At 68.2% G+C, this 22,333-nt stretch carries 24 protein-coding genes and 1 pseudogene; 10 read left to right on the plus strand and 15 right to left on the minus strand.

Features of this window, described 5'->3' with window-relative positions; genetic code table 11:
- The 4 genes and pseudogenes from A5680_RS25180 to A5680_RS11250 form a co-directional block, all read right to left on the minus strand.
- Positions 1-503 (minus strand): annotated as a pseudogene (locus A5680_RS25180) (hypothetical protein); the annotation flags it as partial.
- Between the two features lie 74 nt (positions 504-577).
- The gene (locus A5680_RS11240) at positions 578-940 is read right to left on the minus strand and encodes a hypothetical protein (RefSeq protein WP_067819228.1); all 363 of its coding nucleotides are present in this window, start codon (positions 938-940) and stop codon (positions 578-580) included.
- Positions 941-1,037: 97 nt separating this feature from the next.
- On the minus strand, positions 1,038-1,436 hold the full coding sequence (locus A5680_RS11245) for a VOC family protein (protein WP_067819231.1): 399 nt from the start codon (positions 1,434-1,436) through the stop codon (positions 1,038-1,040).
- Between the two features lie 79 nt (positions 1,437-1,515).
- Complete coding sequence (locus A5680_RS11250) at positions 1,516-1,887, minus strand: hypothetical protein (protein WP_067819234.1); 372 nt, start codon at positions 1,885-1,887, stop codon at positions 1,516-1,518.
- Positions 1,888-1,965: 78 nt separating this feature from the next.
- Between A5680_RS11250 and A5680_RS11255 the strand changes: the two genes are divergently transcribed.
- Positions 1,966-2,460: a nitroreductase family deazaflavin-dependent oxidoreductase gene (locus A5680_RS11255; protein WP_055405119.1), complete on the plus strand. Its 495-nt coding sequence runs from the start codon at positions 1,966-1,968 to the stop codon at positions 2,458-2,460.
- A 41-nt stretch (positions 2,461-2,501) separates the two neighbouring features.
- Here A5680_RS11255 and A5680_RS26255 read toward each other — a convergent pair whose 3' ends face one another.
- The 4 genes from A5680_RS26255 to ychF all read right to left on the minus strand — a co-directional run bounded on the left by A5680_RS26255 (position 2,502) and on the right by ychF (position 5,027).
- On the minus strand, positions 2,502-2,642 hold the full coding sequence (locus A5680_RS26255) for a hypothetical protein (protein ID WP_231977611.1): 141 nt from the start codon (positions 2,640-2,642) through the stop codon (positions 2,502-2,504).
- Between the two features lie 146 nt (positions 2,643-2,788).
- Complete coding sequence (locus A5680_RS11260) at positions 2,789-3,217, minus strand: hypothetical protein (RefSeq protein WP_231977612.1); 429 nt, start codon at positions 3,215-3,217, stop codon at positions 2,789-2,791.
- 117 nt (positions 3,218-3,334) lie between these two features.
- Positions 3,335-3,913, minus strand: a complete 579-nt coding sequence (locus A5680_RS11265; protein WP_067819240.1) for a dihydrofolate reductase family protein — start codon at positions 3,911-3,913, stop codon at positions 3,335-3,337.
- 40 nt (positions 3,914-3,953) lie between these two features.
- Positions 3,954-5,027, minus strand: coding sequence for a redox-regulated ATPase YchF (gene ychF / locus A5680_RS11270; protein ID WP_067819243.1), 1,074 nt, complete (start codon positions 5,025-5,027; stop codon positions 3,954-3,956).
- Between the two features lie 119 nt (positions 5,028-5,146).
- Between ychF and A5680_RS11275 the strand changes: the two genes are divergently transcribed.
- Complete coding sequence (locus A5680_RS11275) at positions 5,147-6,292, plus strand: DUF6542 domain-containing protein (protein WP_197499776.1); 1,146 nt, start codon at positions 5,147-5,149, stop codon at positions 6,290-6,292.
- 11 nt (positions 6,293-6,303) lie between these two features.
- On the opposite strand, the gene A5680_RS11280 is transcribed toward A5680_RS11275, so the two are convergent.
- Positions 6,304-7,302 (minus strand): 4-hydroxy-3-methylbut-2-enyl diphosphate reductase, encoded by a 999-nt coding sequence (locus A5680_RS11280; RefSeq protein WP_055405114.1) that lies wholly within the window; start codon positions 7,300-7,302, stop codon positions 6,304-6,306.
- 88 nt (positions 7,303-7,390) lie between these two features.
- Here A5680_RS11280 and A5680_RS11285 point away from each other — a divergent pair, with 88 nt between their 5' ends.
- The 5 genes from A5680_RS11285 to A5680_RS11305 all read left to right on the plus strand — a co-directional run bounded on the left by A5680_RS11285 (position 7,391) and on the right by A5680_RS11305 (position 11,856).
- Positions 7,391-7,978, plus strand: coding sequence for a lipid droplet-associated protein (locus tag A5680_RS11285; RefSeq protein WP_055405113.1), 588 nt, complete (start codon positions 7,391-7,393; stop codon positions 7,976-7,978).
- On the plus strand, positions 7,975-9,225 hold the full coding sequence (xseA, locus tag A5680_RS11290; protein ID WP_067819248.1) for an exodeoxyribonuclease VII large subunit: 1,251 nt from the start codon (positions 7,975-7,977) through the stop codon (positions 9,223-9,225). The genes A5680_RS11285 and xseA overlap by 4 nt, the downstream gene beginning before the upstream one ends.
- Positions 9,215-9,454, plus strand: coding sequence for an exodeoxyribonuclease VII small subunit (locus tag A5680_RS11295; RefSeq protein ID WP_067819251.1), 240 nt, complete (start codon positions 9,215-9,217; stop codon positions 9,452-9,454). The genes xseA and A5680_RS11295 overlap by 11 nt, the downstream gene beginning before the upstream one ends.
- A gap of 73 nt (positions 9,455-9,527) precedes the next feature.
- Positions 9,528-10,631, plus strand: coding sequence for an NAD-dependent epimerase/dehydratase family protein (locus A5680_RS11300; RefSeq protein WP_067819254.1), 1,104 nt, complete (start codon positions 9,528-9,530; stop codon positions 10,629-10,631).
- A 79-nt stretch (positions 10,632-10,710) separates the two neighbouring features.
- Entirely contained in the window at positions 10,711-11,856 is a 1,146-nt protein-coding gene (locus tag A5680_RS11305; protein ID WP_067819257.1) for an AI-2E family transporter, read from the plus strand.
- A gap of 8 nt (positions 11,857-11,864) precedes the next feature.
- Here A5680_RS11305 and A5680_RS11310 read toward each other — a convergent pair whose 3' ends face one another.
- The 3 genes from A5680_RS11310 to A5680_RS11320 are packed head-to-tail and all read right to left on the minus strand — an operon-like array spanning position 11,865 to position 14,922.
- Complete coding sequence (locus A5680_RS11310; protein WP_067819260.1) at positions 11,865-13,406, minus strand: carboxylesterase/lipase family protein; 1,542 nt, start codon at positions 13,404-13,406, stop codon at positions 11,865-11,867.
- Positions 13,407-13,412: 6 nt separating this feature from the next.
- On the minus strand, positions 13,413-14,210 hold the full coding sequence (locus A5680_RS11315; protein WP_067819263.1) for a dienelactone hydrolase family protein: 798 nt from the start codon (positions 14,208-14,210) through the stop codon (positions 13,413-13,415).
- A gap of 13 nt (positions 14,211-14,223) precedes the next feature.
- On the minus strand, positions 14,224-14,922 hold the full coding sequence (locus A5680_RS11320) for a DUF4245 domain-containing protein (RefSeq protein ID WP_067819266.1): 699 nt from the start codon (positions 14,920-14,922) through the stop codon (positions 14,224-14,226).
- Between the two features lie 55 nt (positions 14,923-14,977).
- Between A5680_RS11320 and glpX the strand changes: the two genes are divergently transcribed.
- The 3 genes from glpX to A5680_RS11335 are packed head-to-tail and all read left to right on the plus strand — an operon-like array spanning position 14,978 to position 18,420.
- Positions 14,978-16,030, plus strand: a complete 1,053-nt coding sequence (gene glpX / locus A5680_RS11325; RefSeq protein WP_156669636.1) for a class II fructose-bisphosphatase — start codon at positions 14,978-14,980, stop codon at positions 16,028-16,030.
- A gap of 37 nt (positions 16,031-16,067) precedes the next feature.
- Positions 16,068-17,486: a class II fumarate hydratase gene (locus A5680_RS11330; RefSeq protein WP_067819269.1), complete on the plus strand. Its 1,419-nt coding sequence runs from the start codon at positions 16,068-16,070 to the stop codon at positions 17,484-17,486.
- Between the two features lie 16 nt (positions 17,487-17,502).
- Complete coding sequence (locus A5680_RS11335; RefSeq protein WP_067819272.1) at positions 17,503-18,420, plus strand: hypothetical protein; 918 nt, start codon at positions 17,503-17,505, stop codon at positions 18,418-18,420.
- Positions 18,421-18,426: 6 nt separating this feature from the next.
- Here A5680_RS11335 and A5680_RS11340 read toward each other — a convergent pair whose 3' ends face one another.
- From A5680_RS11340 to A5680_RS11350, 3 genes are all read right to left on the minus strand, one after another.
- Entirely contained in the window at positions 18,427-19,881 is a 1,455-nt protein-coding gene (locus A5680_RS11340) for an adenylate/guanylate cyclase domain-containing protein (RefSeq protein ID WP_067819276.1), read from the minus strand.
- Positions 19,882-19,966: 85 nt separating this feature from the next.
- Complete coding sequence (locus A5680_RS11345; RefSeq protein WP_067819279.1) at positions 19,967-20,842, minus strand: polysaccharide deacetylase family protein; 876 nt, start codon at positions 20,840-20,842, stop codon at positions 19,967-19,969.
- A gap of 131 nt (positions 20,843-20,973) precedes the next feature.
- Positions 20,974-22,275 carry a PhoH family protein gene (locus A5680_RS11350; protein WP_067819282.1) on the minus strand — a complete coding sequence of 434 codons (1,302 nt, stop codon included), beginning with the start codon at positions 22,273-22,275 and terminating at the stop codon, positions 20,974-20,976.
- Between the last annotated feature and the right edge of the window lie 58 nt (positions 22,276-22,333).

Raw genomic sequence — 22,333 nt, forward strand, 5'->3', positions numbered from 1 at the left:
TGGTGCCTGCTCGGTGGCGTCGCGGCACATCTTCCAGACGAGCGAGACGGGGGCCGGCCATGATCTTCATCGGCGTCGGGCATGGGCAGGAACATGTGGTGGGTGAAGCCCGCCTGGTAGGCGCCGGCGCCACCGATGTGCACGCCACCGCGCTCACCACTGGCTACCGGGGTCCCATCCGGCAGGGTGGCGGCCGTGTGGCCGCCGTTCCACCCGATCACGAGGGCGTTGGGGGCGGTTCCGTACTGGAAGCCGCGCGCCAACAAAGCCGCCTCTTCATTTCCGGTGTTGAACCGGTTGCCGAAGACCGGGCGGTCGGATGCTGCATTGGCAACCCAGGAAACGAGCCCCGAGCAATCCGTCCCGGCGGGAGAATCTCCGCCCGGGATATAAGGCGTCCCGGACACCTGATTGATCAATGACATCAATGTTGCAAGTACTACCATGGCCGGGGACGCTAGCAATAGCTGCGAATGTTCGCCAAAAATTGTGGCGTACGTCATTCGCTAATCGGATAATGGCTTACGCCCCACATTAGCGCAAATGCGCCCGCGCCGCAGATCGCTAGCCAGCAAACTTACCGGTCGGGCTCGTAGCCTCGTTCGGACTCGGCCATCTCACGGTCGATACTGGCTTGGTCACGCTTCTCGCGGGCCTCCGACCGCTTCGTCCGGTCGTCCTCGCGCCGCATGCGCTCGCGCTCGCGCTCCGCGGCCGTGCCCTCGCGTTCATCGGCGCGCCGCTCCCGCTCGTCCGCCGCCCGTTCGCGGTCATCGGCTATTCGATCACGATTATCGGCGACCCGATCGCGCCTGCCGGCCAGCCATTCGCGCCTCTTGAGCTCGACCTCACGCTCTTCGACCGCATCCTCGCGCTCATCGAGCGCGGCGGCCCGGCGTTCGAGCTCGTCGGCCTTGTCAGGGTTGTCCCCGGTGACCACGACTTACTCTAACGCCGCCACGCCGGTCGAGCGCAACTGCGCCCGAGCTGAGCCGGCTAGTGTTGTCCGAGCGTGCCGCAATTTGCTTGCGCGCCAGTCAGATTCCGAACTTGGCGCGGGCCTCGTCTGTGACGGGAGTAAACAAGTTGACGAGATTTCCGTCCGGATCCCGCAGCAGCAGTGCCCGATTGCCCCACGGCATGGTGGTCGGCTTGGTCACCACGTCGGCGACGCGCTCGTGCAGCCGCTCGTATTCCGCGTCGACGTCGTCGACCATGAATTCCACGATCACGCTGCGGTTGGCCGCCGGCTCGGCGGATCCGGCCGCGAACAGCCCGACGGTCTTGTCGCTGCCGATCGCGAGCGTGCCCACCGGCGTCGGAATCTCGGCGAAAAGCTCGTTGGCCCATACCGCTGGAACCTGGGTGATCGTCTCGTAAAAATCGACGAGCCGGCCGACGTCGGCGGTGATGATGCGGCTGGAAACGAACTTCACGGTGCCCTCCTGACTGCCGCGACGGTGTGTGCACGGCGACGAGGGCATGTTACGAAGCACCCCCGACAAGGACCGGGGGCTAGACCGGGGTCCAGATCCCGTTGTTCCAGAATCCCCAATTGCCGTTGCCGGTCGGATTCCACATCAGCTTGGCCCCGGGCGCCCACGGGGGTGGGGGTGGCGGCGGCGGCGCCCAGAAGGGCGTCGGCCCCCAGGGTCCCGCACCCGCCGGGAAGCTCTGGCCCGCCGGCCCTTGCCAGTCGTGGCACTGATGCCAGTCCCAGTTGTAGACGGTGCCCCAGCTCGGATCCCATGGATTGCCCGGGCACCAGTGCGAGGTCGGGGCCGCGTGGGCGACGCCGCCCGCCATCCCCAGGCCAGACAGCGCCAACGCGCAGCCCACCACCGTGCCAGTGAACCGCCGGACCCACGGCCGCACTTGTTCCACCATCCCTAAAGCATTTCCCTCAGACCGGAATCCAGGCAAGCCCCAAAGTCTGCATCGATGCCCCGCACGTATTGTCGGGATATGCCGCTGCGGTACGTGGACCCGCATAAGCGACGGGGCGCGTTGTATCGGGCCAGTGTTCGATTCGGACGTTCGCGAGCGGGGCAGTTCATGGCCCGTCACATCGCGCGCCATACCGATCCGTACCTGTTTCGTCTCACCGGGGGGCGGGTCAACATGGGTGCGATCATCAACGCGCCGCTCGTCACCACGGGCGCCAAGTCCGGCCAGAAGCGCGAGGTGCAACTCACCTACTTCCATGACGGGCCCGACGTCATCCTGGTGGCCTCGAACTTCGGCGGCACCAAACACCCGCAGTGGTACCACAACTTGAAGGCGCATCCGGACTGCGAGTTCGGCGGCGAGCCGTTCACCGCCCAGCAGGTCGCCGATCCCGACGAGTACGCCCGACTGTTCGAATTGGCCAACCGGATCTACTCCGGCTACGCCCATTACCGGGACAAGGCGGCGCCCGCGGGCCGCGACATCCCGATCTTTCGCCTGAAACCGCGCTAGCGCCGGGCCGGGCTTCCGGCCCCCCGCAACATGGGGCCCACTCACTGCTTCGCCGCTGATGCCGAAAGCGTTGTGCGCCAGACAGTAATCGAAGAAACCCGACCGTCATCGAGGAAATCCCGCTGGAGCTCGATCACCACGAGCGCCGCTGCGCCCCAGTGCGGCTCGGTGTATTCATCCATGACTTGCCTCCGACACCCCTGGGATCGCCCCCCCGATCATCGACTTCATCGTCGCAGACGAAGACGGCCGTCGACAGCCGACGCTGAAGCGGAATGCGACTAGACGGTGAACCGGAACTCGACCACGCCGCCGTCGGCCAATGCGACTACTGCTGTCCTTCGAGCAGGTGGGCGTACGGGTCCGCTTCGGCCCCAACGGATTCCGGCATCGGATAGTACGTCTTGATGAGCAGGTTGCCGTCGTCGTCCCACGCGAAGGTCTCGATACTGTGTGCAACCCCAACGTTCGGCTCCTTGCCGAAGTGGTTCTCGCACACCCATGCCATCTCGTTCCCATTGACCTGAACCGTGATCATCTTGATCTTGAGGATCGACTGAAACATGTCAAAAGCATCCGACGTGGCGGTTTCGAAGCCGTGTTTCTCCTCGGTGCCGACCGGGTCGAACATGCGAACCTCGCCGGGACAGATGGTGCGCCACGACGCCACCCACTCGTCCTTCTTGCCCGCATTCCACAGCTCGGCGTGCTTGGCAGCGTGCGCCAAGCGAGCCTCCCGACTAGGGACCTTGCTCATCTCTACCCATCTCCGTTTCCGGCAACATGATGGCCACGATAGCTGGACACCTGTCCAGTTTGGAAGCCCTGCTTCGCCGGTTGACTACACGTTGAAGCGGAACTCCACCGCGTGCCGTCACCGAGCAACGTCTCGGCGAGACAGGAATCGCAGGTGAACGGTGCCGTCGTCGAATACGCTGTGCGAGGCGAGACTCAGATCCTGGCGCACGCCGTCGGGTAGGGCACGTAGGCCTGCGCCCACCATCTTCGGCACCACGAAGAACTGGAACTCGTCGATCAGGCCAGCTCGGATCGCGGCGGCCGCGGTGGTGGGTCCGAAGATCTCGACTATGCCCTCGGCCTGCGCGACGATCCGCTTCAATTCGGCCAAGCGCAGTTCGGGTACCAGACGAACGCGGTCCGAGTCGATCTCCTCGCGCGTCAGCGTCGACGAAACCACCACTTTGTGGATGCACCGCCAGCGCTGGGCGAACTCCCGCTCCGCCGCGCCCCACTCTTCGTCCTCCGGGTCGGTCTCCCAGTACTGCATCAGCGCGAAAGTCTTCCGCCCCAACACTTCGGTCGACACCTCAGCCATGCGGTCGATATGGGCGGCGAACACCGGATCACTCGGGGCCGACCACTGGAAGTCGCCGCTGCCGTCGGCAGCGTAGCCGTCGAGAGACACCGTCGCGGTGTAACAGAGGGTTCCCACGGTATTAAAGACCTGCGCGATGAGCAGAAGTCATCGAGCCCTAGACATTGAAGCGGAACTCGACGACGTCGCCGTCGGCCATGACGTAGTCCTTGCCCTCCATCCGGACCTTGCCGGCCGCCTTGGCCGCCGCCATGGAGCCCGCGGCGATCAGGTCGTCGTAGGACACGATCTCGGCCTTGATGAAGCCCTTCTCGAAGTCGGTGTGAATCACCCCGGCGGCCTTGGGTGCGGTATCGCCCTGGTGAATCACCCAGGCGCGCGCCTCTTTTGGGCCCGCCGTCAAAAACGTCTGCAGCTTCAGGGTGTGAAAACCCGCGCGCGCCAGCGCATCCAGGCCGCGTTCGGTCTGCCCGATCGACTCGAGCAGTTCGGCCGCCGACTCGTCGTCGAGCTCGTTCAGCTCCGCCTCGATGGCCGCGTCGAGGAACACCGCGTCGGCCGGCGCCACCAGCTCACGCAGCTCGGCGATGCGCGCCGCGTCGGTCAGCACCGCCTCGTCGGCGTTGAAGACGTACAGAAAAGGCTTGGTGGTCAACAGGTTCAGCTCACGCAGCACGGAGGCGTCCACCCCGGCGCCGAACAGCGTCTTGCCGCCGTTCAAGGTTTCCTGGGCGGCGGCCGCCGCGTCGTACACCGGCCTGCGCTCCTTGTTGGTGCGAGCCTCCTTCTCCAGCCGCGGCAGCGCGCGCTCCAGGGTCTGCAGGTCGGCCAGGATCAGCTCGGTCTCCACGACCTCGATATCGGAGCGGGGATCCACCTCACCGGCCACATGCGTCACGTCGTCGTCGGAGAACACCCGGACCACCTGGCAGATGGCGTCGCATTCGCGGATGTGGGCCAGGAACTTGTTGCCGAGGCCGGCCCCCTCGGACGCGCCCTTGACCAGGCCGGCGATGTCCACGAACGTCACCGGCGCCGGGACGGTGCGCTGCGACGCGAACAGCTCGGCGAGCTTGTCCAGGCGCGGATCGGGCAGCGGAACGACGCCCTCGTTCGGCTCGATCGTCGCGAACGGGTAGTTGGCCGCCAGCACGTCGTTGCGGGTCAGGGCGTTGAACAGCGTCGACTTACCCACGTTGGGCAGACCCACGATTCCCAGGCTCAGGCTCACAGGGACTCAAGTCTAGGGGTCGGCGGGGGCGCCGCCCCTCCGGCTCCGGGGCATGGCACGCCCGGCATCCCGACGAGGCATTTACGGGCCTTTCGGCCCATTGCCGGTACGGTCTACATGTGTCAGGACAGCGGGCAACGTCGAAGGTGGACGCCTCCCACCGCTCGATTCACCCAGATATCCCAGGTGTGCCGTGGTACGCCGCCCTGCTCCTCGCCGTTACCGCCACCGCCATCGGGTACGGGATTGACGCCGGCCACAAGGAGCTGACCCACGTCTTCGCGGGCTTCTATATAGCCGGCTGCGTGGCGGCGGTGCTCGCGGTGCGCCAGGACGGGTTGTTCACCGCGATCATCCAACCCCCGCTGATCCTGTTCGGCGCGGTGCCCGGCGCCTACTGGTTGTTCCACGACGGCAAGGTCGGCCATGTCAAGGACCTGCTGATCAACTGCGGCTATCCCCTCATCGAGCGCTTCCCGCTGATGCTGGGCACGGCCGGCGTGGTGCTGCTGATAGGGCTGGTCCGGTGGTACTTCGGCATGTCGCAACGGACGACCGCGACGACGAACACCCCCGACGACGCGGAGCCCGCCAAACGCAAGGCCACACTCGGCGGCATCGTCGCCAGGCTGCGGGCGATGCTGCACCCCGACGAAGACGACGTCGACGCCGACGCCCCCGCGAAGGAGCGTCGCGGCCGCGGTGGCAAGTCCTCCTCGCGGACCCGCCGGACGGCCAACGGCGATCGAACCGCGGCCCGCTCCGCGCGGACCCATTCCCGGCGCACCCGGGAGCCGCTGGACGACACGGGTGAGCCGGGCGAGCGCCGCTCGAAGCGCAGAAGCTCGGCGACCGCCCGGGACTACGACGCCGCCGAGCCGCCCCGCCGGTCGCGGCGCCGACCCCGGCCGGAGGGCGACCCGGACCCGCGCGGCCAATCTCCCCGGGAGGGCCGCCGCGAGCCGCGCACCCGCCGCAGCCCCTACGAGCGGCCCTACAACGACCAGCCCAGGCCGCGGGGCAGCCGTTTCGACGGCGGGGACTTCTACGGCGACTCCTACGACCCGCCGCCCAGCCGTTACGACAGTTACGACCGCTACGAGCCGAGGCGCCGGCGGCCCGCCCCAACCGGCAACAACGGCACCCATCACCCGATCTCTCAGGTCCGCTACCGGGATGCCGGCGCGTCCGACGAGCAGCGCGACCGCTCCCGGACGTATGGCCGGCCGCAGCGGCCCCCGACCGAATGGGAATACGACGGCTGAGCGCCGTGAGGTCAGATAAGTGACCGGATCTCGCGCGGCAGCGCGAACACCAGGGTTTCCTGCGCCGTGGTGACCGGCTGCACCACGTCGTAGCCGCAGTCGGCCAGCCGCTCGAGCACACCGCGCACCAACACCTCGGGCACGGATGCGCCGGAGGTCACGCCCACGGTGGTCACACCCTCCAACCAGGCGGGGTCGATGTCGTCGGCCCAGTCGACCAGGTGGGCGGCCGCGGCGCCGCCGCCCAGCGCCACCTCGACCAGCCGCACCGAGTTCGACGAATTCCGGGACCCGACGACGATCACCAGCTGGCATTCGGGCGCCATGGCCTTGACGGCAACCTGGCGGTTCTGGGTCGCGTAACAAATGTCGTCGCTGGGTGGGTCCTGCAGCTTCGGGAACCGTTGCCGCAGCCGCTCGACGATTTCCATGGTCTCGTCGACCGACAGCGTGGTCTGCGACAACCAGACCACCTTGTTCTCGTCTCGGACCGTCACATTGTCGACGGCCGCGACCCCGTCGACCAGCTGCACGTGGTCGGGCGCCTCGCCGGAGGTCCCGATGACTTCCTCGTGCCCCTCGTGGCCGATCAGCAGGATGTCGTAGTCGTTGCGCGCGAACCGCCTGGCCTCGTTGTGCACCTTGGTCACCAGCGGGCAGGTGGCGTCGATGGTGTGCAGGTTGCGTTCGGCGGCCGCGGCGTACACCGTCGGCGCGACCCCGTGTGCGGAGAACACCACGATGGAGCCCTCGGGCACCTCGTCGGTCTCCTCGACAAACACGGCACCGGCCTTTTCCAGCGTGTTCACCACGTGCCGGTTGTGCACGATCTCGTGACGCACGTACACCGGCGGGCCGTGCTTTTCCAGCGCGCGTTCGACCGTCTCGACGGCCCTATCCACGCCCGCGCAGTAACCACGCGGCTCGGCCAGAAGCACTCGCTTGCGGGCTGGATCGCTGGCTACCGAGCTGGACGCGCCGGGAATTCCCATGTCGACAGTCGGCGGCATGACACCAGGGTACGTTCTGCCGCCGCGGGCTTGCCAACTCGCGCGGGCGGGCTTGGAGTTAGCCGTCGCGTAGGGCAATCTTGGACCCATGGCCACTGCACCGTATGGAGTTCGACTATTGGTCGGCGCGGCGACAGTCGCCGTCGAGGAGACCATGAAGCTGCCGAAAACCATCCTGATGTACCCCATGACCTTAGCCAGTCAGGCGGCCCACCTTGTGATGCGATTTCAGCAGAATCTCGCCGAGTTGGCGATCAAGGGCGACAGCACCCTGGAGAACATCTTCCCGCCCAAGGACGAGCAGCCGGAATGGGCGACGTTCGACGAGGACCTGCCCGACGCCGTCGACGCGCCCGGCCCCGCCGAGAACGGCAACGGCGACGGCGACCGCCGCACCGAGGGGCGGTTCGCGTTGTACACGCTCGCCGACGCCGCCTCCGACGCCGCCCCGTTGAAGCAGGGCAGGAAGTCCTCGGACGCGCCGTCGGTTCCGCAACCGTCGGTGGTGGCCGAGCTGGACTACGCGACGCTGACGCTGGCGCAGCTGCGGGCCCGCCTGCAATCGCTGAGCGTCGACGAACTCGAAGCCCTGCTGGCCTACGAGCAGGCCACCAAGGCGCGCGCGCCGTTCCAGACGCTGCTCGCCAACAGGATCACCCGCGCGAACGCGAAGTGACCCCGGCCGCACAATCCGAACCCAACTCCGCCGAGAACCCATTTCCGGTGCGCGCGGTGGCAATTCGAGTCGCGGGCTGGATCGACAAACTCGGCACGGTATGGGTGGAGGGCCAGCTGGCCCAGATCAGCGCGCGCCCCGACTCCAAGACGGTGTTCATGGTGCTGCGCGACCCGGCCGCCGACATGTCGCTGACCGTGACGTGCTCGCGTGACCTGGTGGCCAACGCGCCGGTGAAGCTGGCCGAGGGCACGCAGGTGGTGGTCTGCGGCAAGCCGTCGTTCTACACCGGTCGCGGCACGTTCTCGTTGCGCCTGTCCGAGATTCGCGCCGTCGGCGTGGGCGAGCTGCTGGCACGGATCGATCGGCTACGCCGGCTGTTGGACGCCGAAGGGCTCTTCGATCCGCGGCTCAAGCGGCCAATCCCATTCCTGCCCAACATGATCGGCCTCATCACGGGCCGGGCCAGCGCGGCCGAACGCGACGTGACGACGGTGGCCACCGGGCGCTGGCCCGGCGTAAGGTTCGCCGTGCGCAACACCGCGGTCCAGGGGCCCAACGCGGTGGCGCAGATCGTCGAGGCGCTGTACGAACTGGACCGCCACGGCGAGGTCGACGTCATCGTGGTGGCCCGCGGCGGCGGCAGCGTCGAGGACCTGTTGCCGTTTTCCGACGAGACGCTGTGCCGCGCGATCGCGGCCTGCCGCACGCCGGTGGTCAGCGCGGTCGGTCACGAACCCGACAACCCGCTGTGCGACCTGGTGGCCGACCTGCGCGCCGCCACCCCCACCGACGCCGCCAAGAAGGTGGTGCCCGACACCGCCGCCGAGCAGCGCCTCGTCGCTGACCTGCGCCGGCGCAGCGCGCAGGCGCTGCGCAGCTGGGTGTCTCGCGAACAACGCGCGCTGGCGCAGGTCCGCAGCCGACCGGTGCTCGCCGAGCCGCTGGCGGCCCTGACGGCGCGCGCGGACGAGATTCACCGCGCGCGGTCGGCGATTCGCCGCGACGTCACCCGCCTGACCGCCGCCGAGACCGAGCGCGTCGGCCACCTGAGCGCGCGGCTGGCGACGCTGGGCCCGGCGGCCACACTGGCCCGCGGCTACGCGGTGGTCCAGGCGGTGCCCGACACCGGGGCGCCGGCGGTGCTGCGGTCGGTGAGCGACGCGCCCGCCGGCCGCCGGTTGCGGGTGCGGGTTGCCGACGGCGCGATCGCCGCGGTGAGCGAGGGACGGACCGATGGCGCCTAGCGAAGAGGACAAGTCGATTACGCCCATTAGTGAACTCGGTTATGAGGCGTGCCGCGACGAGCTGATCGAAGTGGTGCGCCTGCTGGAACAGGGTGGGCTCGACCTCGATGAGTCGCTGGAGCTCTGGGAAAGGGGCGAACAGCTGGCAAAAAGGTGTGAGGAGCATTTAGCTGGAGCCCGCAAGCGCATCGAGGACGCGCTGGCGGCCGGCCAGGCCGACGAGCCCTGATTTCGGCCACCTCGCACAAGCGCATGGGTGACTTTCTTTCGAATTGGAACACGTTTCAGTTAGGATTCGGCGCATGGCTGATGCATCACTGACCACCGAACTCGGCCGCGTCCTGGTCACCGGCGGCTCCGGGTTCGTCGGCGCCAACCTCGTCAGCACCCTGCTGGACCGCGGCCACCAGGTGCGTTCGTTCGACCGCGCGCCCTCCCCGCTGGCCGAGCACCCGCAACTCGAAGTGCTCGAGGGGGATATCACCGACACGGACGTCTGTGCCCGGGCGGTCGAGGGCATCGACACCGTCTTTCACACCGCGGCGATCATCGAGCTGATGGGCGGCGCATCGGTGACCGAGGCATACCGGCAACGCAGCTTCGGCGTCAACGTCGGCGGAACCGAGAACCTGGTGCACGCCGGGCAGGCGGCCGGGGTGAAGCGCTTCGTCTACACGTCGTCCAACAGCGTGGTGATGGGCGGCCAGAACATCCCCGGCGGGGACGAGACGCTGCCCTACACCACCCGGTTCAACGACCTCTACACCGAAACGAAGGTCGTCGCCGAGCGATTCGTCTTGTCGCAGAACGGTGTTGGCGGCATGCTCACCTGCGCGATCCGGCCCAGCGGCATCTGGGGCCGCGGCGATCAGACGATGTTCCGCAAGCTGTTCGAAAGCGTGATCGCCGGGCACGTCAAGGTGCTGATCGGCCGGAAGTCGGCGAAGCTGGACAACTCGTACGTGCACAACCTGATTCACGGTTTCATCCTCGCCGCTCAGCACCTGGTCCCGGGCGGCACCGCGCCCGGCCAGGCCTATTTCATCAACGACGACGACCCGATCAACATGTTCGAGTTCGCCCGGCCCGTGGTCGAGGCCTGCGGCGTGAACTGGCCCCGGGTGCGAATCAACGGCCCGATGGTCCGCGCGGCGATGACCGGTTGGCAGCGGCTGCATTTCCGCTTCGGCATCCCCGCGCCCCTGCTTGAGCCGCTCGCCGTCGAGCGGCTCTATCTGGACAACTACTTCTCGATCGCCAAGGCGCGCCGCGACCTCGGATACGAGCCCCCGTACACCACCGAACGTGCCATGTCGGAATGCCTGCCGTATTACGTCGACATGTTCCAGCGGATGAAGAGCCAGGCGCAGGCGGGCTCTCCCGCGCCGGCCGGCGGGGGGAAGTAAACCCGCGCGCGGGTCGCTGACGAAAACACGGGGCCGGGGCTAAGGTTCCCTCAGCAGCGACGACGCGGAGGGCGGTCCGGTGGACACCGAATTCACGCTCAACCAGAAGCGCGCCCTCGCGGTGCTGACCGCGATCGCTTTGCTCTTCGGCGCGTACTTCTTGCGCGACTACTTCGTGCTGATTGTCGTGGCCGCGGTCGGCGCCTACCTGTTCACGCCGCTGTTCAACTGGTTCGGTCGGCGCATGGGCACGCCCCTGGCGGCGACCTGCACCCTGTTGTGCGCGCTCGCGGCCGTCATCGTGCCGGTCACGCTCCTGGTGGTGCTGGCGATCGTCCAGATTGCCCGCATGATCGACAGCATCACCGAGTGGGTGAAGACGACGGACCTGAGCGGGCTCGGCGACCGCACCCTGCACGCGGTGAACGAGCTGCTGTCCCGACTTCCCTTCGCGCACATGACCGTAACCTCGGAGTCGCTGCGCAAGGCGATGGTCACGGTGGGTCGCAATGTCGGTCAATGGGCCCTGCATTTCTTGCAGGGCGCACTCGGCGGCGTCGCGGGCGCCGTGACGTCGGCCATCATCTTCCTGTACGTGTTCGTCGCGCTGCTGGTGCACCGCGAGCGGATCCGAAAGCTGGTCGCCGACCTCAACCCGCTCGGCGACGAGGTCACGGACCTCTACCTGCGCAAGGCCGGAGCGATGGTGCGCGGCACCGTCAGCGGCCAATTCGTGATAGCGCTGTGTCAGGGTGTCGCGGGCGCCGCGTCCATCTATGTCGCGGGCTTTCACCACGGCTTCTTCATTTTCGCCGTGCTGCTGACGGCGTTGTCGATCATTCCGCTGGGCGGTGGGATCGTGACCATCCCCTTCGGCATCGGAATGATCCTCTACGGCAACATCGTCGGTGGCGCGTTCGTCGTCCTCTGGCACCTCGTCGTGGTGACCAACATCGACAACTTCCTGCGCCCCATCCTGGTTCCGCGCGACGCCCGGCTGAACCCGGCGCTGATGCTGCTGTCGGTGTTCTCGGGCATCGCCATGTTCGGGCCCTGGGGCATCGTCATCGGGCCGGTGTTGATGATCCTGATCGTGACCACCGTCGAGGTGTATCTGGTCGTGTTCAGAGGAGCCGAATTCGACGCCCAGGACGAGCAGCCCGTGCGCCGCAATTGGCTTCGCCGGCGGGCGAATTCGGGCGCCGCGCCGTCAGTCGCCGAGTAGGGCCCGCGCTAGCGGAAGCCCACCATCTCGCTACCCCAGGCCGCGCGGATGTTCGCATCGACGTCGCTCGCGACGGTGTCGCGCTTGTCGATGATCAGGCACGCGCGATCCGCCTCCCGGTAGGGACGCCAGTCCGGTTCGCCGTCCGGGCCCGCGGGCTTTGACCGCGCGGCGAAGTTGATCCACCGCGTCCGCATCCTCTTGGAGACCGCCGTGGCGGTCTTGGCGCCGCCCAGCTTCAACGTCGGATCCTTCGGCATACCGAGATTGCCCCAGACGTAAGGCAATTCGGTGGCGTGCGCGGCATTGACCAGCAGCAGCTTCAGCAGCGGGGTCGCATAATCGAACCGGTACAGGTACACCGGCGCCACCCGGGCGTGGCCCTCGGCCAGCCAGACCGAAGGCATCCGGAATCCGACATCGGTTGCGATGCTCAGGCTTCTAGCCCTGCGCCGCAACCCCGAATACGTCGATCCGATCTGTTCGTCGGTGGGCAATTGCAGGTCCGGTTGTTCGGCGGCGATCTGATCGAACATCGACGTGATCGCGCGGGGCGTGATCGGCATCAGCCGCGAACGCATCAACCGGAAGAGCGCCGCCTCGTGCTTGTTGGTCCCGATGATCAACGGGACCGGCAGCGAACGGCCCTCCTGCACGCGCTTGACCGGGTAGTCGTCCAGCAGCTCGCCGTCGATGATCGGGACGAACGCGAGCAGCCCTGGATTACGCACGGGCACTTCGTCGAAGACCTCTTGAGACGCGGCGAGCAGCACCGCGGTCGGTACGTCGGGCAGTCGGTCCGCGTCGACGTCAAGCCTGTCGAGGACGGTTTCGGCGACGCGCTCAGCCCTGCGCCGATCGTATACCGATGTGGCCGGCGAACTTTGGGCGATCGCGCGGGCGAAGAGTCCGTCAGCGGACGGGCTGGCAAGCAGGGTCGTCACAATCCCAGCACCCGCCGATTCGCCGAACAGCGTCACGTTGCGGGGATCGCCGCCGAATGCCGCGATGTTGTCGCGCACCCAGCTCAGTGCCGCCAGCACATCGCGCAACCCGACATTGGAGTCGAACCGCCGCCGCGACGTCGAAAACGACGACAGGTCCATGAAACCGAGCGCTCCCACCCGATAATTCACCGTGACCACGATGACCTCGCCGGTGCCGACCAGCCGCCGCCCGTCGTACAGCGCCTGGCTGCCGGATCCCAGGACGTAGGCGCCGCCGTGCAGCCATACCATCACGGGTTTGCCATCACCGGCATGCGTGCCGGACGGCGCCCAGACGTTCAGCCGCAGGCAGTCTTCGCCCTGCGGCGCGCCCAGGTCGAGCGGCATGTTGGGGAAGACCGGCTGCGGGCAGGCCGGACCGTAGCGGGTGGCGTCGGCGACCTTGGTCCACCGCTCGGGCGGCTGCGGCGCCCGGAAACGCAGGTCGCCGACGGGCGCGGCGGCGTACCGAATGCCCTTCCACGCGCTGACGCGCCCGTCGTCCGTGCCGCGGACGGGGCCGAACGTGGTCTCGACCACCCGGTCGTTGATCGTCGTCGTCATGCCCGGTCAACCAAGACGCTGGGTGAGGAACTCGACTACTCGCTTGCGGGCCTCGTAAGCCGGCTGGCCGTCGACTTCGCGGACCTCGTCGGTCAGCACCGAATGCGCCGTCTTGCCGAAGCCGTATTCGTTGCCGGGCCGCGAATCGATTTCGATCACCTCGAAAGCGTCGCCCAGCCGCTCCTTGAGCGCTGCGAATCGTTCGGCCGGCACGGCCGGGTCCTCGCTGAACCGCAGGCCCATCGCGCACAGGCCGTCGTTCGCGGCGCGCGCGGCCACCGCGTTCAGCTCGGACTCGCTGACCCCCGGGTCGCGGCGCCGGGCACGGCCCAGCGGCAGCGGCACCGACGGCTGCGACAGCACCGGGGCCAGCACGCTGTCGTCGACCGCGGCGGCCAACGCGAAACCGCCCGTGAAGCATTGGCCGATCACGCCCACGCCCTTGCCCGGCGTCGACGCGTTGAGGTCGCGTGCCAGCGCGCGCAGGAACAACGACACCGGCCGCTGTTTATTGGTCGCAAACGCCGCGAATTCCCTTGCCACGCAAGCCCGGCCGATGGTGGCGGCGATGTAGCCGACCGTCTTCGGCTTGCCCGGCTCACCGAACAGCGACGGCATGGCGACGGTGAAGCCGTTGTCCACCAGGTGATTGCCCAGGGCCAGCACACCGGGATGGATCCCGGGTATCTCGGGAATCAGCACCACCCCGGGGCCGCTGCCCTTGCGGTAGACGTCATGGGTGTAGCCGCCACCGGTGAACGGCGCGGCCGACCATCCGGACAGATCCGCCTGGGGTGCAGTCACGCTCGGCCTTCCTTCAGCGCGCGGGTAACGGCGGCTGCGATTGCGTCGCCGAAGCCAGCGTACGGAATTGGTCGGTGGTTCCGGCGCCGGTTATGGCGATTTGGGTGGCCCCGGATCCGCCGGAAAGCCGGGTGGTCCACACCGGCTCGGCGTCCGCCCCGCTTTGGCCGGTGCCGTTGTAGACGACCCAGCTGGTCCCGGCGACGTCGACCGTCCCGGCGGGATACGCCGACGAGTGGATCGAGCCCACCAGCTTGTCCTCGTCGGCGTTGCTCTGCGTCAGGCTCAGATACATGCCGGTCGGGCTGAGGTAGCCGACGACCGAGGTGGCCGCGTTCAGCCGTTGACCGGTCGCCGGGTCGACGCGGCCGCCCTGAATGCCGCCGCGGCTGCCGGAGTTGGCCTGCCAGCCGGCGGGCAGCTTGGGCAGCCGGATGGGGAAGCCGAGCGTCGTGGCATCGGCCCGCAGGGCCGCCGCCGCGTCGTAGGACGGGACGGCGCCCTGGTGGCTGCCGGGCTGGAACGAGCACATGCCCACCAGGCCGGCCAGCAGGATGCAGCCCAGCACCAGCGGCATCAGCGACCAGAACATGTCGCGGCCGTCCTGCAGCAACCGCGGTTTGGCCGGCCTCGAGACGGGTCCCCGGGCCGGCCCGGCCGCCGGCGCCGGCTCCCCGGCTACCTCGGCATTCGGCGACGGCTCTTCGGTCATCCCCCGAGTATCCCAGTTCCAGCGGACCGATCCCCTTCTGGGACAATCACCAACCATGACAGTTGAGGGCAACCGCCCACCTGGACGGCCCCGGGGTGAGGCCCCGGATCGCAACCTGGCGCTGGAACTGGTCCGGGTGACCGAGGCCGGTGCCATGGCCGCCGGCCGCTGGGTGGGGCGCGGCGACAAGGAGGGCGGCGACGGCGCGGCCGTCGACGCCATGCGTGAGCTGGTCAACACCGTGTCGATGCGCGGCGTGGTGGTCATCGGCGAGGGCGAGAAGGACCACGCGCCCATGCTCTACAACGGCGAGGAAGTCGGCAACGGCGACGGCCCGGAATGCGACTTCGCCGTCGACCCGATCGACGGCACCACGCTGATGAGCAAGGGCATGCCGAACGCGATCTCGGTGTTGGCGGTGGCCGACCGGGGCGCGATGTTCGACCCGTCGGCGGTGTTCTACATGAACAAGATCGCCGTCGGCCCCGAGGCCGCCGACGTGCTCGACATCACCGCGCCCATCGCCGAGAACATCAAGGCCGTCGCCAAGGTGAAGGCGCTGTCGGTGCGCGACATGACCGTGTGCATCCTGGACCGGCCTCGGCACGCGCAGCTGATCGAGGACGTCCGGGCGACCGGGGCCCGGATCCGGTTGATCACCGACGGCGACGTCGCCGGCGCCATCTCGGCGTGCCGCTACCTGTCCGGCACCGACATGCTGGCCGGCATCGGCGGCACGCCCGAGGGAATCATCGCCGCCGCCGCGATCCGGTGCATGGGTGGGGCCATCCAGGCCCAGCTGGCGCCGAAGGACGACGAGGAACGCCAGAAGGCGATCGACGCCGGCCACGACGTCGACCGGGTGCTGACCACCGAAGACTTGGTGTCGGGCGAGAACGTCTTCTTCTGCGCCACCGGGGTGACCAACGGCGACCTGCTCAAGGGCGTGCAGTACTACCCCGGCGGCTGCACCACCCAGTCGATCGTCATGCGGTCGAAGTCGGGCACCGTGCGCATGATCGAGGCCTACCACCGGCTCTCGAAGCTCAACGAGTACTCCGCCATCGACTTCACCGGCGACAGCACCGCCGCCTATCCCCTGCCCTAAACCCGGAACCACGCTTTAAAGACAAGGACTGCTATCTATGGCCTCTGATGCCAACGACACCGAATACCGCATCGAACACGACACCATGGGCGAGGTCCGGGTACCCGCAAAAGCGTTGTGGCGCGCGCAAACCCAGCGCGCGGTGGAGAACTTCCCCATCTCGGGACGGGGCCTGGAGCGCACCCAGATCCGCGCGCTGGGCCTGCTGAAGGGCGCTTGCGCGCAAGTCAACAAGGACCTCGGGCTGCTGGCCCCGGAGAAGGCCGACGCGATCATCGCCGCGGCGGCCGAGATCGCCGACGGCCAACACGACGACCAATTTCCCATCGACGTCTTCCAGACCGGATCGGGCACCAGCTCGAACATGAACACCAACGAGGTGATCGCGAGCATCGCGGCCACGGCGACCCCTCCTGTTCAAGTGCACCCGAACGACGACGTCAACATGTCGCAGTCGTCCAATGACACGTTCCCGACCGCGACCCACATCGCGGCCACCGAGGCCGCGGTGCGGCACCTGATCCCGGCGCTGGAGGTGCTGCACGAAGCGCTGGAGAGCAAGGCCCGCGAGTGGCACACGGTGGTCAAGTCGGGCCGCACGCACCTGATGGACGCCGTTCCGGTGACGCTCGGCCAGGAATTCAGCGGTTATGCCCGGCAGATCGAGGCGGGCATCGAGCGGGTGCGCGCCACGTTGCCCCGGCTGGGCGAGCTGGCGATCGGCGGGACCGCGGTGGGCACCGGCCTCAACGCCCCGGACGGCTTCGGCGCCAAGGTGGTCGAGACGTTGATCGCCTCCACCGGCCTGAACGAATTGCGCACGGCCGCCAACTCTTTCGAGGCCCAGGCGACCCGCGACGGCCTGGTCGAGGCGTCCGGCGCGCTGCGCACCATCGCGGTGTCGCTGACCAAGATCGCCAACGACGTCCGCTGGATGGGGTCGGGCCCGCTCACCGGCCTGGCCGAGATCCAGCTGCCGGACCTGCAACCGGGCAGCTCGATCATGCCGGGCAAGGTGAACCCCGTTCTCCCCGAGGCGGTTACGCAGGTGGCCGCTCAGGTGATCGGCAACGACGCCGCCGTCGCCGTCGGCGGCTTGAGTGGCGCGTTCGAGCTGAACGTCTACATCCCGATGATGGCTCGCAACATCCTCGAGTCGTTCAAGCTGCTGACCAACGTGTCGCGGCTGTTCGCGGAGCGCTGCATCGTCGGGCTCAAGGCCAACGTCGAGCACCTGCGGGAGCTGGCCGAGTCGTCGCCGTCGATCGTGACGCCGTTGAACTCGGCGATCGGCTACGAGGAGGCCGCCGCGGTGGCCAAGCAAGCCCTCAAGGAGCGCAAGACCATTCGCCAGACCGTGATCGATCGCGGCCTGATCGGCGAAAAGCTCTCGGAAGAGGAACTCGACCGCAGGCTGGACGTCTTGGCGATGGCCAAGGTCAAGCCGGCGAAGTAGGCGAGGTGGTTCAGCGATGACGACCCCTCCGGGCGGCCCCTACGGCCAGGAGCCCTACGGAAACCCCTATGGGCAACAGCCCTATTGGGGCGGCCCGCCGCAGGGCGGCCAATACCCGGGCGGCCAATACCCGCCCCCGCCGACCGGTCCGTACTATCCGCCGTATCCGCAACCGGGACAGCAGTTCCCGCCCGGATATCCGCCCGGGCCGCCACCGCGCGGGCCCGGGTCGAAGCTGCCCTGGTTGATCATCGCGGGGCTCGTCTTGCTGGCCGTCATCGCGCTGGTGGCCACGCTGATCGTGATGCGCGGTGGTAACCACGGCAAGCCGTCGACCGCCGCACCCTCGTCGTCGAGCACCACCACCAGCAGCCAACCGAGGGGCCAGCAGACCGCCAGCGATTGCACCCCGAACGTGTCCGGCGGTGAGATCCCCCGGACCGACTCGATCGCCGCGGGCAAGCTGTCGTTCCCGGCCTCGGCGGTTCCGCCCAACTGGCAGCTGTTCTCCGACGACCAGAACCCGAACCTGATCGGTGCGGTCGGCGTCGCCCAGGAGGTCCCGGGGGCCAGTCAGTGGATGATGACGGCCGAGGTCGGTGTCACGAACTTCGTCGCCAGCATGGATGTTTCAGCGCAGGCGTCGAAGTTGTTGCAGTGCATTGCCAACGGGCCCGGCTATGCGAACGCGACGCCCACGCTGGGCCGGGCGAAGACGTCGTCGATCACCGTTGACGGCACCAAGGCCGCCCGCGTCGACGGCGACATCACGATCGCCGACACGTCCCGCGGCGTCAAGGGCGACTCGGTCACCGTCATCGCCGTCGACACCAAGCCGGTCACCGTCTTCATCGGCAGCACCCCGATCGGGGACGCCCCGTCGGCGGACATCATCGGCCGGATCATCGCCGCGCTGAAGGTCGGCAAGTCCTGACGCGGCCTACGCCGGCGCCGAGACGTGGGTGGCTTCGGAGCGCCCCCGCAACACGGTGGAATAGCACTCCGCCCAATGCGTTCCCTCGGATTCGTCGGCCCGCTCGATGGCGGCCGCCGAGCACAGGATGCGCCGGTCGGCGGTCTTGGCCAGGTCGGCCAGCCGCGCGGCCTCGTTGACCGCGTCGCCGATCACCGTGTACTCGTAACGGTTTTCGGCGCCGATGTTGCCGGCGAACACCCGGCCCGCCGATACGCCGATGCCGAAGTCGACCGGCAGCCGGCGCAGTTGGGTGCCCAGGGCGCGCGCGGTCGCCAGCGCCGCCGACGCCGGCTCGCCGGTTTGCAACGGCGCCCCGAAGACGGCCAGCGCCGCATCGCCGGCGAATTTGTTGATCAGCCCGTGGTGTTCGTCGACGGCGTTGACGACGAGGCGAAAGAAATCGTTGAGCACTTCGGCAACCTCTTGCGGCGGACGGCTTTCCGCCAGCTGCGTGGAGCCCACCAGGTCGATGTAGAGGATCGCCGCCTCGACGACGTCTCCCGACAGCGACGCGCCCTCCTCGATGGCACGGTGGGCGACGTCGGTTCCGACGTGGCGCCCGAAGAGGTCGCGCACCCGGTCCCGCTCGGCCAGCCCGGCTACCATGCGGTTGAAACCCGTTTGCAGCCGCCCGATTTGAGAGCGCTCGTAGGCCCCGACGTAGGTCCCCATGCGGCCGTGTTCGACCTCCGCCATCGCGTCGACGATCTCGCCGAGCGGATCGGAGATGGATCGCGAGGTCAAGATCATGGTCGGCATTCCGAGCACCAGCGCCGCCAGCGACACCACCAGGATCGGCACATCGAGCGACGTGGACCTCTCGATCAGCCAGCCGTACGAGCGCAGGACGACCAGCGTCGCGATCACGCCAATGGGGAAGGCGCTGCACATGAACCAGAGCAGGACCAGCCGCGCGTACACGCCGGGCACGGCCAGCCGCGGCTCGCAGCCCAGCGTGGCGGCGCGCATGACGGGACGCAGGACGCGCTGCGCCAGCAGCATCGCCGTGCCGGCCGAGGCCGGCCCGCCGAGGACCACGCCGAGGGCGACGGGCAGCAGCAGCTGCGCCCCGCCGCGCATGTTGAGCAGCATGAACACGGTTCCGCTGATGGCCCAGGCGCCGAACAGGATCACCGATTGCCGGCCGGGCAGCTTCACCGCGGCCTCGCGCTGCGCCTGGTCGGGTTCGGCGCCTGCGGCGTACCAACGCAGCGTCGGGGCTGCGCTCGCGATCCCGGCACTGGCGACGCCGATGATGCTCAGTGAGACGAGGATCAACACCGCCGCCGTATTGGTCTTCGCGAAGTCGGCGTTGTCCCCGATGGACGTGTGGCCGCGCAGCGGGATCAAGATTGCGGCCGCCTCGATCACGGCCAGAAAGTAGGACAGCGCGAGATCGGCCCCGTATTGGATCGCCAACCGCCGGAAAGACTTTTGCTGGCCGGGGGCGGGGGTGGGCCGCCGATTCCGAAGCCAGTCGGCCGCCCAGTCCGCAAAGCCTGTGTTAGGCACCGTCGTTCGGCCCGCCCGAGTTCTGGCCCGGGATGTCGGTGATCGGGAAGTTGGGCATCGGCCTGGGTGAGGGGGTGTTGGGCAGCGTCGGGATGTCGCCGGCCGGGATGTCGTGCAATTGATTTGCGGGCGGCCCGTTCTCGCGGCCGCCGTAGCTGCTGCCGGGCGCGCGCGGCCCCAGCAGCTCGCTGACCGTCACCATCCGATAACCGTTGGCCTTGAGCACCGGGAGGAACTGGTAGACCAGATCGACGGTGCTCGAGTAGGTGTCGTGGAACAGCACCACCGAACCGGGCTTGATGTACGTCATCAACATGTACCTTGTTGCCGCCGTGTTCGAGTCGTTGGCCCAGTCGAAAGGGATGACGTCCCACAGTATTTCGGCCAGCCCGAACTTGGCCGCGGTCTGCCGGACCGCATCGGTGGACAGTCCGCCCGCGGGGCGGTACAGCGTCGGCGTCCGCCCGGTGGCCGCGTTGATCGCGTCGTTGGCCTTGGCGAACTCCGGCGCGATGTCCTCCGGCGGGATCGTCGCCATGTTCGGGTGTTCCCAGGTGTGGCTGCCGATCTCCATGCCCGCATCAGCCACCTGCTTGGACCCCGCCGGGTTCGCCGCCACCTTGTTGCCGATCTCAAAGAACGTCGCCTTGGCGTCGTTGTCCTTCAGAATCTGCAGTAACCGGCCGTCGAATGGGCTGGGTCCGTCGTCGAAGGTCAGCGCCACACACTTGACCACCGAGCAGCTGAGATTGTCGGCGCGCGTGACGTGACCCGTCAGGCCGCCGATCACCAGCACCGCGGCCGCCGCGACGACGCCGATGACCGTGCGCCAATAGCGCCAGGCCTGGCTGTCGGGTCTCTTCGGCACCGTCGAAGTTTACCTGCGCGGCGTGCACTCACGGCCTCGCGCGTGCCCTCAGGGCGGGTTCGGCGCGACTTTCGCGCCCTGCCCGCACGCTGAAAGCCGTGGATACCCCGCCGATCCACGCCTGGACGCGCTCACTGCGGCCCGGCGATCTCCTCGAGCATCTCGGTGACCAGCGCGGCGATCGGCGACCGTTCGCTGCGCAGCAGGGTGATGTGGGCGAACAGCGGGTGGCCCTTGAGCTTCTCGATCACCGCGGCCACGCCGTCGTGCCGGCCGACGCGCAGGTTGTCGCGCTGGGCGATGTCGTGCGTCAGCACCACCCGCGACCCGGCGCCCAGCCGCGACAGCACCGTCAGCAGGACGTTGCGTTCCAGGGATTGGGCCTCGTCGACGATGACGAAGGAGTCGTGCAGCGACCGGCCCCGGATGTGGGTCAGCGGCAGCACCTCGAGCATGCCGCGGGAGAGCACCTCCTCGAGCACGGCCGGGCTGGCCAGGCCCTCGAGCGTGTCGAAGACCGCCTGCGCCCAGGGCCCCATCTTCTCGCTCTCGCTGCCGGGCAGGTAACCCAGCTCCTGGCCGCCGACGGCGTAGAGCGGGCGGAAGACCACCACCTTGCGCTGGGTCCGCCGCTCGAGCACGGCCTCCAGGCCTGCGCACAAGGCCAGGGCCGACTTGCCGGTGCCGGCCTTGCCGCCCAGCGACACGATGCCCACCGACTCGTCGAGCAGCAGGTCGAGCGCCACCCGCTGCTCGGCGGACCGGCCCCGCAGGCCGAAGGCCTCGCGGTCACCGCGAACCAGCTGGACGCGCTTGTCGGCGTTCACCCGGCCCAGCGCGTGCGAGCTGCCGCCGAGCAGCCGAATGCCGGTGTGGCAGGGCAGGTCTCGCGCTTCGGCCAGGTCGATCTCGCCCTCGGCGAACAGCGCGTCGATGTCCTCGGTGGCGGTCTCGATCTCGCGCATCCCCGACCACCCGGAAGCCACCACGTCCTGCGCGTGGTACTCGTCGGCCGCCAGGCCGACCGCGGCGGCCTTGACGCGAAGCGGAATGTCCTTGCTGACCAACGTGACTCGCTTGCCTTCGGCGGCGAGGTTGGCGGCGCAACTGAGGATCCGGCAGTCGTTGTTGTCGTTGCGGAAACCGGCGGGCAGCACCGCGGGGTCGGTGTGGTTGAGCTCTACGTGCAGCGTACCGCCTTGCGCCCCAACGGGAATGGGCTGATCGAGCCGTCCGTGCACCAACCGGAGATCGTCGAACAGCCGCAACGCCTGGCGTGCGAACCACCCCAGCTCGTGGTGATGCCGTTTGGCCTCCAGTTCGCTGATCACCACCAGCGGTACCACCACCTCGTGCTCGGCGAACCGGCTGCAGGCCCACGGGTCGGACAGCAGCACGGAAGTGTCGATCACGTAGGTCCGGATTTCGGTCACGTAGCGCTCCTCGAGCGGGATGAGCCCGCGCGGACCCGCACAGGCATGTCGGCGGGAA

The sequence above is a fragment of the Mycobacterium sp. E2989 genome (genome assembly GCF_001667595.1).
GTDB lineage: Bacteria > Actinomycetota > Actinomycetes > Mycobacteriales > Mycobacteriaceae > Mycobacterium.